A 13,540-nucleotide genomic window follows, 5' to 3' on the forward strand; every position below is an offset into this window, starting at 1 on the left:
CGATTTAGCCTCCTATATCCACAATGTGTTTTTCAGCAATTTGTCTTGCGATCATATCAGTATGCAAAATGATGTCTATATTTTCTGCTTTAGCATTTTGTACATTTTGCAAAGCATAATCGACAACTTCTGGTATTTGTGTGAAACCTATCTGCTGTTTTAAAAATGCTGCTACTGCAACTTCATTTGCAGCATTGAGTACAGTTGGTGCCAACCCACCAGCACGCATGGCTTGACGAGCAAGATCTAATGCTGGAAAACGAATGGTGTCAGGAGATTGGAAATTTAAGTGAGCTACATCAAATAGGTTTAATGCAGGAACATCTGTTTTTAAACGTTTTGGCCAAGCCAACGCATGTGCAATTGGAGTACACATGTCAGGATTTCCCATTTGTGCCAAAGTTGAACCATCCACATATTGCACCATTGAATGAATGATACTTTGTGGATGAACCACGACTGTAACAAAATGTTCTGAAATTGAAAACAAATGACAAGCCTCGATAAGCTCAAGGCCTTTATTCATTAAAGTGGCAGAATCGACTGAGATTTTTTGTCCCATTGACCAATTCGGATGTTTACAAGCTTGTTGAGGTGTCACATCTTTTAATTGATCAAGTGTATGATTTAAAAAAGGTCCACCTGAAGCCGTTAATAAGATTTGAGAAACACCTAACTGAGGCTGTCCTGTTCTTTCTGCATCCAAATAATCATGCGGTAAAGACTGGAAAATCGCATTATGCTCAGAATCAACAGGTAATAATAATGCACCATGCTGACGTGCAGCCTGCATCATAATATCACCTGACATCACTAATGATTCTTTATTTGCTAGGAGTACTCTTTTGCCTGCTTTTACAGCTGCCAAAGTAGGAAGTAATCCTGCAGCACCCACAATTGCTGCCATGACAATATCAACATCGTTATGTTCAGCGATTGCAATCAAGCCAGATTGATCAGTGAGTATCTCTATATTTATTAAATTTTCTTGATTAAAAAGTTCTTTTAACTCAAGTGCTTTTTCATTGGGCACAACAACAACTTTTGGACGATGTTGCTTACATATTTTTAAAAGTTCATCTAAACGACTATATGCAGAAACTGCAAACACATTGTACTGGTCTGGATGCTGCTCCAATACTTTTAATGTACTTTGACCAATTGAACCAGTGACACCCAATATACATACAGCTTGCGTCATTTAAAGATCTACACCAATGAGTTTCAAAATATACATACCTGCAGCAAAAATTGGTGCTGCCGCAAGCAAAGAATCAATTCGGTCAAGTACACCACCATGTCCAGGCAAAACGCGACCAGAATCTTTGATTCCAGCACGACGTTTAATCATTGACTCAAACAAGTCACCTAGAACAGATGCAAAGACTGTGATGATTGATAGAACTAAAAACAGGATAAGTTGAATAGCAGTTAAATTTAAATATGAATATTGTACAACCAACATAATAATTACTGTCGTCGCAACACCACCATATAATCCTTCAACTGATTTATTCGGGCTAACTGTTGGAGCAAGTTTTTTCTTACCAAATTTACGACCGACAAAATATGCACCACTATCCGCGCCCCAAACAAGAAGGAACAAATACATTAACCACCATGGCGAACTATGCCAAACTGAATATAATGCAGTGACCGCAGCAGAAATTAGGATAAAACCTATGGCATACAAAGATACATTGTACCAGTTATCAGATTCAGGGAAGTTTTTGACCCAGTAAATACTACCTAGCCAAGTTAAAATAGATGCAGCCCACAGTAATAAAGCAACATCATCAAAAAACAACGCAAGAGTTGAAACTGCTGCTACGCATCCACCATAAATCCAAGCTTTAGGCTTTGAAACCAGTGCTTCGCCATGAGGCATAAGTTTAAACCACTCATATCCAGCTACCCCCGCAGCTAAGATCATAAGAATAAACATTGGATAATGTGATTGCGTTGCAAACATGCAACTTAAAACAACAGCAACTAATACCAATGCGGTTATAATCCGCTCTAACATTATTAATTCTCTATTTTCGCTTGTTGAATCTGTTCAGATGTTTTACCAAAACGTCTTTCTCGCCCTGAAAATACATCAAAAGCGTGGTCTAATTCTTTTACTGTAAACTCAGGCCATAATGTATCTGTAAAATACAATTCTGCATATGCCGCTTGCCAAAGTAAGAAGTTAGATAAACGATAATCCCCACCTGTACGTATTAATAAATCTACGGCAGGTAAGTCATTTAGACTGACATATTTATCGAATAAATCAACATTTATCTGATCTACTTGAACTTTTCCATCTACAACATCTTGAGCGATACACTTGGCTGCATGCGCCATATCCCACATTCCGCCATAACTGATTGCAATCGTTAGAGTCATAGAATTGAAAGATGCCGTTTTTTGTTCTGCATATAACATTAAATCTTTTAATTCATTTGATAATTTAGAACGATCACCAATGAAACGTAATGCTATATTGAATTTTTCCATTCGAGGTAGTTGTTCATGAATTGTGTCTTCTAACAATTTCATTAACAAATCAACTTCGAACTGAGGTCTATTCCAATTTTCACTTGAAAATGCAAAAACAGTTAAAGCTTGAACACCCACTCTTTTACAATGTTCAACGATCGGATCAAGGACATTCTTACCTTCACGATGCCCATCACCTTTTTGCAATTTATTTTTTTTTGCAAAACGATTGTTGCCATCCATAATGATGGCAACATGTTTTGGAAGAAGCGGTTCTTCTTGTAAGGTCATAAAAATTAGACCTTCATTAATTCTGCTTCTTTTGCAGCTAGACGTTTATCTACTTCTGCAACATATTTATCTGTGATCTTTTGAATATCTTCACCAGCACGGCGTTCATCATCCTCAGAAATTTCTTTTTCTTTCAATAATGCTTTGATATCACCTAAAACATCACGACGAATGTTTCGAATAGCAACTTTTGCATTTTCAGCTTCATTACGAGCAACTTTTTGCATGTCACGACGAGTTTCTTCAGTCAACGCAGGTAAAGGTACACGAATTGAATCAGCTGTAATTGGGTTTAAACCCAAATCACTTTCACGAATTGCTTTATCAATTGCAGAAACCATTGTACGTTCAAATGGCTGAACAATAAGCGTACGAGAATCTTCAACACCTACGTTAGCAACTTGATTCAAAGGAACGTCAGAACCATAGTAAGGAACCATCACACCATTTAAAATTGATGGGTGAGCACGTCCAGTACGAACTTTAGCAAAACCTTGTTCTAAAGAATCAAGTGTTTTCTGCATGCGCTGTTCGCTATCTTTTTTGAGATCGTTAATCATATGATCTTCCTTACTTATTCATTAGGTATTACAAAATATTTAAACATTAGTATAAAGAGCTTTCGGTCTCACGTACATTAATTCGTAACGTGAGTACCCTCTTTTTCACCCATAACAACAGAAAGTAAAGCACCCGATTTATTCATATCGAATACTTGTAATGGGACGTTATGATCACGGCATAAGCAAATTGCGGTTAAATCCATCACGCCAAGCTTTTCATCAAGCACTTGATCGAAAGTTAAATTATCATACTTAACCGCATCATCATATTTACTTGGATCTTTATTATAAACACCATCAACTTTAGTTGCTTTCAAAATAAGGTTTGCTTCAATCTCGATACCACGCAAACAAGCTGCTGTATCAGTTGTAAAGAACGGATTTCCCGTTCCTGCTACAAACACACAAACTTCACCTTGGCTTAAATGACGAATCGCATCACGACTTGAATAAGATTCAACAACTGTTCCGATCGGAAGAGCAGACATTAAACGTGTTTTAATGTTGCGACGCACTAATGCATCACGCATTGCTAAACCATTCATAACTGTAGCCAGCATCCCCATTTGGTCACCAGTTACACGCCCAACCAAACCGTCTTTTTGTAACTGACTTCCACGATATAAGTTACCGCCACCAACTACAATTCCGACTTGTACTCCTAAACCAACCAAGTGAGCAATCGAAAGCGACATTTGATCAAGGACTTGGGCATCAATACCCATATCTTTATTACCCGCTAAAGCTTCACCAGAAAGCTTTAACAAAATACGTGCATAACGTGGATTTTTAGAAGCTGACATACTTTTACTCCAAATCGACCAATCTCATAAATTCTTTTTTCACATTTAATATTAAGCAGACTTAATCTGAATTAACTTTGCAAATAAATCATATTCATCCGCATCTGTAATTTCGACTTCAAGCAGATCACCTGCTTTAATCACACTTTTATCAATATCTTCTACAAAAACATTACCGTCAATTTCAGGTGCATCCGCGTAAGAACGCGCTACCGCTACTGGAAATTCATCTTCCAAGCTATCTACAAGCACAGTCATCTTTTGACCGATACGCTTTTGTAATTTTGCAGCAGAAATTTCCTGTTGGACTTCCATAAAACGTTCATAACGTTCTTGCTTAATTTCTTCAGGTACGTGATCAGGAAGATCATTTGCCGTTGCACCCTCTACAGGTGAATAAGTAAAGCAACCTACGCGATCCAACTGAGCTTCTTTTAACCAATCAAGTAATATTTGGAAGTCTTCTTCTGTTTCGCCAGGGAAACCAACCACGAAGGTAGAACGAATCACCAATTCAGGGCATTTTTCACGCCACAACTTCAAACGCTCTAACGTATTTTCACTATGAGCTGGTCGCTTCATCAATTTTAAGATGCGCGGACTGGCATGCTGAAAAGGAATATCTAAATATGGCAGGATTTTCCCTTGAGCCATTAGATCGATTACTGCATCAACATGTGGATATGGGTAGACATAATGTAGGCGTACCCAAATACCAAGTTGCCCTAACGCTTCGCACATGTCGTAAAACTTAGTTTTAACAGGCTGACCATTCCAAAAATCTAATTTGTATTTTGTGTCCACGCCATAAGCTGAAGTGTCTTGAGAAATTACGAGAACTTCTTTGACGCCAGCGCGCTTTAATGCTGCTGCTTCGTCTAATACACTGCCTACTGGACGTGATACTAGATCACCTCGCATACTTGGAATAATGCAGAATGTACAACGGTGATTACACCCTTCTGATATTTTCAAATAAGCGTAGTGTTTAGGTGTCAACCGCACACCTTGTTCAGGGACTAAATCAATAAAAGGATTGTGTTTTGGCGGTGCAGGTACATACTCATGTACAGCTTCCATTACATCCTGATATGCTGCCGCACCTGTTACTTTAAGTACATTTGGGTGCATTTGGCGAATTTTGTCTTCGTCTTTACCTAAACAACCTGTTACGATAACTCGACCGTTTTCGCTCATGGCTTCGCCAATCGCGTCTAAAGACTCTTGTACTGCAGATTCAATAAAACCACAGGTGTTAACAACAACCAAATCTGCACCGTCATAATCTGATGCAACTTGATAACCTTCAGTCTTTAACTGAGTTAAAATTCGTTCAGAATCTACCAATGCCTTAGGACAACCTAAAGATACAAAACCGACTTTGGGGGTCTTCATGAATCTGCGCTCCACTTGAATCGGCGTATTGTATGTCTTTTCTCGCCTTCCGCATAGCCGCAAAGCCATCTCTTTGTGTAATGCACCAAAATACAACCAGTATTTTTAACAAAAACCAACATTGCACCAATTTAGAACACTATAAAATTTCAAAATAACTTAATGTATGTGAAAAATAACGTATAAATAGAACATTAACGAAATAAGTTATTGAAATTCCGCTAATACAAAGTTGGCTTGTATTTTGCATTATTAAGATTCATTACGTTAATGGCTATTCTTTTATATTGATATTAATTGCGCCATTTTAATACAGGACGATTCACAAATGGATCAACACACCACTATCGACTATCGACTTCTAGTAGATAATCTGACGACTGCCATCTTATTGGTCGATAGTAAGCTAAATATTTTTTATCTTAATTCAGCTTGTGAAGCATTGTTTGATATCAGTTTATTGCGCGCATCAGGTCAACCTGTCTTAAATTTGCTCCATGCACATGATGATACTTTTAATACTTACGAAGCCTTGCTTAATACTTTAAACAGTGGTCAGCATTACACCCGACGTGAAGCTGTAATTAATGTCAACTTCAAACCAATTCATGTTGACTATACCGTTTCCCAATTAAATTCAGGTAAAAGCTATCACCCATTATTATTAATTGAACTCAACCCTATCGATCGAATGCTTAAAATTTCGAAAGAGGAAAATTTAGTGCAACAACATCAAGTTGCTCGTCAACTTGTTCGTGGTGTTGCTCACGAAATTAAGAATCCTTTAGCAGGCATTCGTGGAGCAACACAATTACTTGCACGAAGCTTAAGTGATGATAGTTATCGAGAATTTACAGATATCATTATTAATGAAGTTGATCGATTAACTAATCTCGCTGATACCATGTTAGGTTCACGCCAATTACCAAGTTATGAACATGTTAATGTCCATGAGCCATTAGAAAGAGTTAGATCATTAATCGCGAACCAGACCAAGAAAAAAATTAAGATCACACGTGATTATGACTTATCTCTGCCAGATGTTATGGCCGACCGAGATCAACTTATTCAAGTCATGCTGAATATCAGTGTAAATGCTGTGCAAGCGATGACTGAAAATAAAGAATTTTTCGTAGATTCTGAACCAGAGCTTACCCTTCGCACTCGTATCCAACGTCTCGTCACCATAAATGGTGTTTTAAACCGTTCAACGGTAAGAGTAGATATTGAAGACAATGGACCCGGTGTGCCAGAAAGTATTTTAGAATCAGTATTTTACCCTTTAGTCACTGGGCGAGCAAAAGGTACAGGCTTAGGCCTCAGTATCGCGCAAAATATTATGCATCAACATAACGGAATGATTGAATGTCAATCCATTCCTGGAAAAACCATATTTAGCTTATATCTACCTTGGGAGTCAGACCGTGTCACGAAATAAAATTTGGGTAATTGATGACGATCGTGCCATGCGTTGGGTACTAGAAAAAACATTCAAAGAAGAAGGTTTTGACGTTACCAATTTTGAAGAAGCACAAACAGCGCTTGAACGTTTACACGATGAAGCCCCTGATGTCATTCTAACTGATATCAGGATGCCAGGAATTGATGGTTTAACTTTCTTATCTAAAGTTAAAAATACTCATCCAGAACTTCCAGTCATCATTATGACTGCACACTCAGATTTGGAGTCTGCTGTCTCAAGTTATCAGACGGGTGCTTTTGAGTATTTACCAAAACCATTTGATATTGATGAAGCACTCGCTTTAGTTAATCGTGCGATTCTGCATCTCAATAAGCTGCAGCAACAAGAAGCAACCAAAGCAGCAGCACCTCTGCAATCTACAGAAATCATTGGCGAATCTCCTGCAATGCAAGAGGTTTTCCGTGCAATTGGTCGCTTATCACAATCTCATATTACCGTATTAATTAACGGTGAATCAGGTACAGGTAAAGAGTTAGTTGCACATGCACTGCACAAACACTCACCACGTCGTGCAAAACCTTTCATTGCATTAAACATGGCTGCTATTCCAAAAGACTTGATTGAAACTGAGTTATTTGGACATGAGAAAGGTGCTTTCACAGGTGCTAACACTCAACATCAAGGACGTTTTGAACAAGCAAATGGCGGTACACTATTTTTAGATGAAATTGGTGATATGCCATTTGAGACTCAAACTAGATTACTCCGCGTACTTGCTGATGGTGAGTTCTATCGTGTAGGCGGGCATGTTCCAGTAAAAGTCGATGTGCGTATTGTTGCTGCAACGCACCAAGACCTTGAAAAATTAGTGAATGAAGGTCGCTTCCGTGAAGACTTATATCATCGTCTAAATGTTATTCGCATTCATATTCCAAAGCTTGCTCATCGCAGCGAAGATATTCCGATGCTTGCTCAACACTTCCTTGCTCGTGCAGGCAAAGAACTTGGTGTAAGCCCTAAAATCCTTAGATCTGAAACCACAGATTATATGCAGCAGTTACCTTGGCCGGGCAACGTCCGTCAATTAGAAAATACCTGCCGCTGGTTAACTGTAATGATCACAGGTCGTGAAGTCTATCCTGAAGATCTGCCTGCTGAATTGAAGCAAGTTCCTCTCCAAAAATCGAACAATGATCCAACAGCACCTGTTGCAACGACTAGTCCCGCAATCGTAGACCGAATTGCTGTTCATCACTGGGATGAGTTATTAGGTCAATGGGCAATTCAAAAACTCAAAAATGGCGAAATGAAACTTTTAGACATCGCCACCCCAATGTTTGAGAAAACATTGATTAATGCAGCACTTCAACAAACTCGTGGTCGTAAACGTCATGCGGCTGAACTTTTAGGTTGGGGACGTAATACCTTGACCAGAAAGTTAAAGGAGCTTGGTATGGACTCTGCTGATGACGAGGATGATGACGAAGTCCGCAGTGCATAAACCATAAAAAGCGAGTCAATATGACTCGCTTTTTATTTGAGACGTTTTGAAACATTGATCTAGCTCATAACCATACTTTACATAGGGTTTTTGATATACTATTAAAAATCCCGCTATATCTAAGCCAGAGTAATGACTGATCTTTGTTATCCAAGTTGTGAACAACCTCAAACTCGTCGTGGACAAGAGCGTCGACTTGCACTGCTGATTTGTGCAACTGATCTGTTCTTAGAACGCGGTTATGATGCTGTTTCTTTAGATGATATTGTTCATCATGCCGGCGGTTCAAAAACATCAATTTATAAGTATTTTGGCAATAAAGAAGGGCTTTTCACTGCGATCTGCGATTACCGCCGCGAAGTCTTCTTCAAAGATATATGCTTACCATACATTTGTAATGTTACAAACTTAAGAAATTACCTTGTACAAACGCTGCAAAGATTTTATCAACACATCATACAGCCTAAAAATATTGCATTCATGCGTATGTTTCTTGAGCAATCACAAAACAATACCGACCTTGCCCACTATCTTTATAATAAATGTGCGATGAACATTCAAAACAGTGTTTCACTTGCGCTAGAACAAGCTCATCATTCAGGTGAAATTTTTTGCGAAAAGCCACAATTTTCAGCCACGATGTATTTTGGAATTCTTCGGGATGTTGAATGGCGTATTTTGATGGGTCTAGATGTACCCGCAGAAGACAAAGAAATATTTGATTATATTGATTTTTCTGTTGATTTGTTTCTAAAAGCTCATCAAAAAGTCTAATTCTTTTGCTTTTTCTTGAGCGTATAGTATAGTAGTCAATTCCTTTTTTGTTCACCACCCATTAAACAACATTTAATTATTGTTTTTATTCAATAATTATTGTGGGAGTAATTATGGCGCTTCGGCATTTCCTGACTTTAAGAGACCTGTCTTCTTTAGAATTGCAACGCATTTTAGATCGTGCTCATGAACTTAAACGCATGCAACATAGTAATACGGTATTCCAGCCTTTTGTTGGTAAAGTTTTGGGAATGATCTTCGAAAAATCAAGTACACGTACTCGCATTTCATTCGAAGCTGGAATTTGCCAATTCGGTGGTAATGCCATTTTCCTATCTCCGCGCGATACTCAGCTTGGTCGTGGCGAACCAATTGAAGATTCAGCTCGTGTAATTTCAAGCATGCTAGATATCGTTATGATTCGTACATTCGGTCATGACATCGTAGAGCGCTTTGCGTCTTATTCTACTGTACCTGTAATCAACGGTCTCACTGACGATCATCACCCTTGCCAACTTCTTGCAGATCTGCAAACTTATGAAGAGCATCGAGGTAGTATCAAAGGTCGAACAGTTGCATGGATTGGTGATGGCAATAACATGTGTAATTCGTATATCGAAGCTGCTCACATGATGGGTTTCAAACTCAAAATTGCATCTCCAGAAGGTTACGAACCGAAACCTGAATTTTTAGCTGAATTTGCTGACTGTGTTGAAGTTTTCAATAAAGCTGAAGATGCCGCGGTGAATGCTGATCTGATCGTGACAGACGTTTGGGCAAGCATGGGGCAAGAAGAAGAACAAAAATTAAGAGAAAAAGCATTTGCTGACTTCCAAGTAAATGAAAAACTCATGGATTTAGCACATCCAGACTGTTTGTTTATGCATTGCTTACCAGCTCATCGTGGCGAAGAGATTTCAGAAAATATGCTTGATCACAAAAACTCTGTGGTTTGGTCTGAAGCAGAAAACCGTTTGCATGCACAAAAAGCATTAATGGAATTCTTGCTTAATGAAAATTTAAAGAAAGACTAACTAAAAAAACAGCATCAATTGATGCTGTTTTTTTTTGACAAAAATTGAAGACTTGAAGTAAAAGACGTATATTAGATTAAATACTTTAGTGTAAATTTCTCATATTTTGAGAAGCGAACTAATTAAATAGTAGATATTATGACTTCCTTAGAACAAGCTTTATCACAAGTACCACACTTTTCCTTTGTCCATGAGCACTTATTTAACTCGGCGCAACCCACCATAGATCAACTTCATCATATTAAAGAATATGGGTGCAGTACTGTTATTAATTTATCTACTAGTAAATCTGCAGATCATCTCAATCACCAAGATCAAATTTGCTTAGATATCGGGCTAAATTACATACACATTCCAATTAACTGGGAAATTCCAAGCTCTGATCAATGCTTACTTGTTTTAGATTTAATCGACCATCTTGTTAAAAATGAAATTGTCTGGCTACACTGCACGGAAAATATGCGTGCGAGTTGTTTGATCTATTTATACCGTCAGTATTATATGAATATGGATATGCCAACTGCCCAAGAGTTACTTCATCAGGTATGGGAACCTAATGAAACTTGGACTGGTCTAATTCACAGTGTTTCATTACAGCTACAAGGAAGAAAATCAACATTAGAACTAGAGCAGTCACTGATTAACACAAATCATTTTACTTGATGAGAAATTAAAACCGTCGCTGTCGCTAAGATACCCTCTTGACGACCAGTAAATCCAAGCTGTTCTGTTGTTGTTGCCTTAATACTAATTTGCGTCACATCCACATCTAATACATCCGCGATAGATTGGCGCATTTCTAAATTATGCTTAGCAAGCTTTGGACGTTCACATGCAACTGTAATATCTGCATTATTTAGATGATAACCTCGATCTAAGATTAACTGATACACATGCTTGAGCAAAACTCGACTATCAGCACCTTTGTATCGTGGATCAGTATCTGGGAAATGCTGCCCTATATCACCTAATGCTAATGCACCTAATAACGCATCGCAAAGCGCATGCAATACAACGTCACCATCTGAATGTGCTTTTAAACCCTGAGTATGTGGAATTTTAATACCTGCGAGAGTTACAAAGTCACCTTCTTCAAACGCATGTACATCGATCCCTTGTCCAATACGAATTTGAGCAACCATATGATTTTCCTTTTACAATATACCGAACAAATCTTGTATTCAGGCTTTCTATTTCGCTATAGTACGTTGAGCAAATTAGACTGAAAGTATAAGTGATTATGCTGTTTAACACTGTAAGAAATCAATTAAAGAAAACGGGTTACATTATTACATTGAGTTGTTTTTGCTCAACATTTGTGTACGCGAAATCTATTGATTGCACTAATAGCAAATTTCAAGGAAAGAAAATTTGCTCACAGCAACATTCGGATAATGTTCAAAAGCTAAATAATAAGTTTTTAACAGCTTATCTTGTTACAGATGCACCTTTGCAACTTTTACACGACACGCAAAAACTCTGGCTTAATCAAATTCAACAATGCAAATCAAAGACATGTTTTCAGCAACAATTTGATTTGCGTTTTGATGATTTGAACTTTTATACATCGATGAATCAAACGCTCACGCAACATTATTTAAAATTTGAGAATGGTAGATTGTCTGAGCTTCCTGTGCACTTAAAGATTCATCAACTTGATAAAGATAAGCTAAAAATTGAAGGTATAGCCTACCGTAATCCAAACAATCGCATTGAAACCCAAACTATATCTCTTCTCGCATACAGCACACCCGAAAAAAAGAGCCAAATTATTGATAATGAAAAAAAATGCCAATATCAATTTAATTTTCAAAAAGCTCTACTTGTTATTAAAAGTGACCAAAAAGGATGTGAGCGTTTTACAGGAATATATCGTTTATACGATTAAGAAGAATTATGAAAAAATGCCGATGTATAAACATCGGCATTTTTTAATTTAGTTTGGAAATTTTTGTGAGATTTCTTGACTAATAATCACAGCAGTAGCTGCTGATAATGTCCATCCTAAATGTCCATGTCCCGTATTGTAGAAAACACGTGATTGTCGACCTTGCTTAACGACAGGCAGCATATTAGGCATCATTGGACGCAACCCAGCCCAAGGTACTGAATGCTCTGTAGAAATATCAAAATTTTGGTTAACCCAATTGATTAATGGTTGAATCCGATCAGCACGTATATCACGGTTATAGCCATTAAATTCAGCTGTACCAGCCACACGGAAACGATCTGCGCCCAAGCGTGATGTCACAATTTTTGCACTTTCATCTAACAGACTGACCCAAGGTGCATTCTTGACACTACGTTCATCTTTGAGTTGCACTGTGATCGAGTATCCTTTCACTGGATACACATTGACGCTATCTCCAAGCATATCTGCTAACTGATAACTTCCCACACCACCACACACAACAATCAAATCCGCTTCAATTTCAGTGTGCTCTTCAGATTCAGCATCCATATTTTCAGAGCTTTTTTTACATTGAATAATCACTTTGTCTTGTAAACATTTTACGTCTACAACATCTAATCCAAAGCGATAATTAACACCATATTCTTCAGTTTTTTGTGCTAAGCCTACTGAATATTTATGGATATCTCCAGTCGCATCTCCAGCTGTGTAATATCCACCATAATAATCTCCAGTCAACGTAGGCTCTATTGCTCTCATTTCCTCTGGAGTGATTGCATTACGCTCAAGTTTTCCTTCTACTAAGATATCATTCACTTTTTTTGCAATTTCGAAATCTTCTTTTGTATGGTACATGTGCAAAATGCCACGCTTTTCAAGATCAAATGACAGATTCTCTTTTTCAGCGACCTCAAAAAGACGTTGTCTAGCCATAAGTGCTAAACCCACTGTTTCAATGGTATTTGCTTTGTAGTTTTTAATATGTGTTAAGAATTCGACCAACCAACGATATTTATGCACACTAAATGAAGGATTGAGCAACAATGGTGCATCTTTTTTACTCATCCATTTAATGCCCTTTAGCACTGTTGCTTTTTGATTCCAGACTTCAGCATTACAAGCGGATAACTGCCCCCCATTCGCAAAAGAGGTTTCCATCGCTGGAAATAGATGACGATCGATTACCGTCACTTGATAACCTAATTTTATTAATTCATATGCAGACGTTACACCCGTAATCCCCGCACCAATAACAACAACATGAGGCATAGCTAACTCCTAGAAATGCAAAGCATTCCTTTTTTGTATAGCCCCATCTGTCATGGTACCTGAGAGTTTCGGCAGATGATTACCAATT

General features: G+C 37.9%; 14 protein-coding genes. 6 read left to right on the forward strand and 8 right to left on the reverse strand.

The features are described 5' to 3' along the window. Nucleotides 1-4 precede the first annotated feature (4 nt). The 6 genes from ispC to rimO all read right to left on the reverse strand — a co-directional run bounded on the left by ispC (nucleotide 5) and on the right by rimO (nucleotide 5,539). Entirely contained in the window at nucleotides 5-1,201 is a 1,197-nt protein-coding gene (gene ispC / locus MKL32_RS01150) for a 1-deoxy-D-xylulose-5-phosphate reductoisomerase (RefSeq protein WP_126131959.1), read from the reverse strand. Next, nucleotides 1,202-2,026 carry a phosphatidate cytidylyltransferase gene (locus MKL32_RS01155; protein WP_004954552.1) on the reverse strand — a complete coding sequence of 275 codons (825 nt, stop codon included), beginning with the start codon at nucleotides 2,024-2,026 and terminating at the stop codon, nucleotides 1,202-1,204. Between the two features lie 2 nt (nucleotides 2,027-2,028). Then, nucleotides 2,029-2,778, reverse strand: a complete 750-nt coding sequence (gene uppS, locus MKL32_RS01160) for a polyprenyl diphosphate synthase (protein ID WP_004915632.1) — start codon at nucleotides 2,776-2,778, stop codon at nucleotides 2,029-2,031. Between the two features lie 5 nt (nucleotides 2,779-2,783). Next, a complete protein-coding gene (frr, locus tag MKL32_RS01165) occupies nucleotides 2,784-3,338 on the reverse strand; it encodes a ribosome recycling factor (RefSeq protein ID WP_004915629.1) in 555 nt (184 codons plus the stop codon). A gap of 77 nt (nucleotides 3,339-3,415) precedes the next feature. Then, nucleotides 3,416-4,144, reverse strand: a complete 729-nt coding sequence (gene pyrH / locus MKL32_RS01170) for a UMP kinase (RefSeq protein ID WP_004662027.1) — start codon at nucleotides 4,142-4,144, stop codon at nucleotides 3,416-3,418. A 51-nt stretch (nucleotides 4,145-4,195) separates the two neighbouring features. Beyond that, nucleotides 4,196-5,539, reverse strand: coding sequence for a 30S ribosomal protein S12 methylthiotransferase RimO (gene rimO, locus MKL32_RS01175; protein WP_004915625.1), 1,344 nt, complete (start codon nucleotides 5,537-5,539; stop codon nucleotides 4,196-4,198). 328 nt (nucleotides 5,540-5,867) lie between these two features. On the opposite strand from rimO, the gene glnL reads away from it, so the two are divergent. From glnL to MKL32_RS01200, 5 genes are all read left to right on the forward strand, one after another. Continuing rightward, nucleotides 5,868-6,977: a nitrogen regulation protein NR(II) gene (glnL, locus tag MKL32_RS01180; protein WP_004954561.1), complete on the forward strand. Its 1,110-nt coding sequence runs from the start codon at nucleotides 5,868-5,870 to the stop codon at nucleotides 6,975-6,977. Then, on the forward strand, nucleotides 6,964-8,463 hold the full coding sequence (glnG, locus tag MKL32_RS01185; RefSeq protein WP_039047889.1) for a nitrogen regulation protein NR(I): 1,500 nt from the start codon (nucleotides 6,964-6,966) through the stop codon (nucleotides 8,461-8,463). Before glnL ends, glnG begins: the two co-directional genes overlap by 14 nt. A gap of 132 nt (nucleotides 8,464-8,595) precedes the next feature. After that, on the forward strand, nucleotides 8,596-9,237 hold the full coding sequence (locus MKL32_RS01190) for a TetR/AcrR family transcriptional regulator (protein WP_004954566.1): 642 nt from the start codon (nucleotides 8,596-8,598) through the stop codon (nucleotides 9,235-9,237). A 113-nt stretch (nucleotides 9,238-9,350) separates the two neighbouring features. Then, nucleotides 9,351-10,271, forward strand: a complete 921-nt coding sequence (argF, locus tag MKL32_RS01195) for an ornithine carbamoyltransferase (protein WP_004954568.1) — start codon at nucleotides 9,351-9,353, stop codon at nucleotides 10,269-10,271. Nucleotides 10,272-10,409: 138 nt separating this feature from the next. Further along, nucleotides 10,410-10,934, forward strand: a complete 525-nt coding sequence (locus MKL32_RS01200; RefSeq protein WP_087539282.1) for a phosphatase domain-containing putative toxin — start codon at nucleotides 10,410-10,412, stop codon at nucleotides 10,932-10,934. Here MKL32_RS01200 and ispF read toward each other — a convergent pair. Next, the gene (gene ispF / locus MKL32_RS01205; RefSeq protein ID WP_004915605.1) at nucleotides 10,922-11,413 is read right to left on the reverse strand and encodes a 2-C-methyl-D-erythritol 2,4-cyclodiphosphate synthase; all 492 of its coding nucleotides are present in this window, start codon (nucleotides 11,411-11,413) and stop codon (nucleotides 10,922-10,924) included. The two genes, MKL32_RS01200 and ispF, sit on opposite strands and share 13 nt — an antisense overlap. Before the next feature lie 98 nt (nucleotides 11,414-11,511). On the opposite strand from ispF, the gene MKL32_RS01210 reads away from it, so the two are divergent. Further along, a complete protein-coding gene (locus MKL32_RS01210; RefSeq protein ID WP_270900083.1) occupies nucleotides 11,512-12,159 on the forward strand; it encodes an A1S_1983 family putative colistin resistance protein in 648 nt (215 codons plus the stop codon). Nucleotides 12,160-12,207: 48 nt separating this feature from the next. Here MKL32_RS01210 and MKL32_RS01215 read toward each other — a convergent pair whose 3' ends face one another. Next, nucleotides 12,208-13,452, reverse strand: coding sequence for a D-amino acid dehydrogenase (locus MKL32_RS01215; RefSeq protein WP_212638314.1), 1,245 nt, complete (start codon nucleotides 13,450-13,452; stop codon nucleotides 12,208-12,210). Between the last annotated feature and the right edge of the window lie 88 nt (nucleotides 13,453-13,540).

This window comes from Acinetobacter sp. AOR34_HL (assembly GCF_027854795.1).
GTDB classification, from domain to species: domain Bacteria; phylum Pseudomonadota; class Gammaproteobacteria; order Pseudomonadales; family Moraxellaceae; genus Acinetobacter; species Acinetobacter junii.

Bases quoted from the DNA above. Each gene is read 5' to 3' on its own strand.
- ispC (WP_126131959.1), bottom strand. From the start codon at position 1,201: ATGACGCAAGCTGTATGTATATTGGGTGTCACTGGTTCAATTGGTCAA.
- MKL32_RS01155 (WP_004954552.1), bottom strand. From the start codon at position 2,026: ATGTTAGAGCGGATTATAACCGCATTGGTATTAGTTGCTGTTGTTTTA.
- uppS (WP_004915632.1), bottom strand. From the start codon at position 2,778: ATGACCTTACAAGAAGAACCGCTTCTTCCAAAACATGTTGCCATCATT.
- frr (WP_004915629.1), bottom strand. From the start codon at position 3,338: ATGATTAACGATCTCAAAAAAGATAGCGAACAGCGCATGCAGAAAACA.
- pyrH (WP_004662027.1), bottom strand. From the start codon at position 4,144: ATGTCAGCTTCTAAAAATCCACGTTATGCACGTATTTTGTTAAAGCTT.
- rimO (WP_004915625.1), bottom strand. From the start codon at position 5,539: ATGAAGACCCCCAAAGTCGGTTTTGTATCTTTAGGTTGTCCTAAGGCA.
- glnL (WP_004954561.1), top strand. From the start codon at position 5,868: ATGGATCAACACACCACTATCGACTATCGACTTCTAGTAGATAATCTG.
- MKL32_RS01190 (WP_004954566.1), top strand. From the start codon at position 8,596: ATGACTGATCTTTGTTATCCAAGTTGTGAACAACCTCAAACTCGTCGT.
- argF (WP_004954568.1), top strand. From the start codon at position 9,351: ATGGCGCTTCGGCATTTCCTGACTTTAAGAGACCTGTCTTCTTTAGAA.
- MKL32_RS01200 (WP_087539282.1), top strand. From the start codon at position 10,410: ATGACTTCCTTAGAACAAGCTTTATCACAAGTACCACACTTTTCCTTT.
- ispF (WP_004915605.1), bottom strand. From the start codon at position 11,413: ATGGTTGCTCAAATTCGTATTGGACAAGGGATCGATGTACATGCGTTT.
- MKL32_RS01210 (WP_270900083.1), top strand. From the start codon at position 11,512: ATGCTGTTTAACACTGTAAGAAATCAATTAAAGAAAACGGGTTACATT.
- MKL32_RS01215 (WP_212638314.1), bottom strand. From the start codon at position 13,452: ATGCCTCATGTTGTTGTTATTGGTGCGGGGATTACGGGTGTAACGTCT.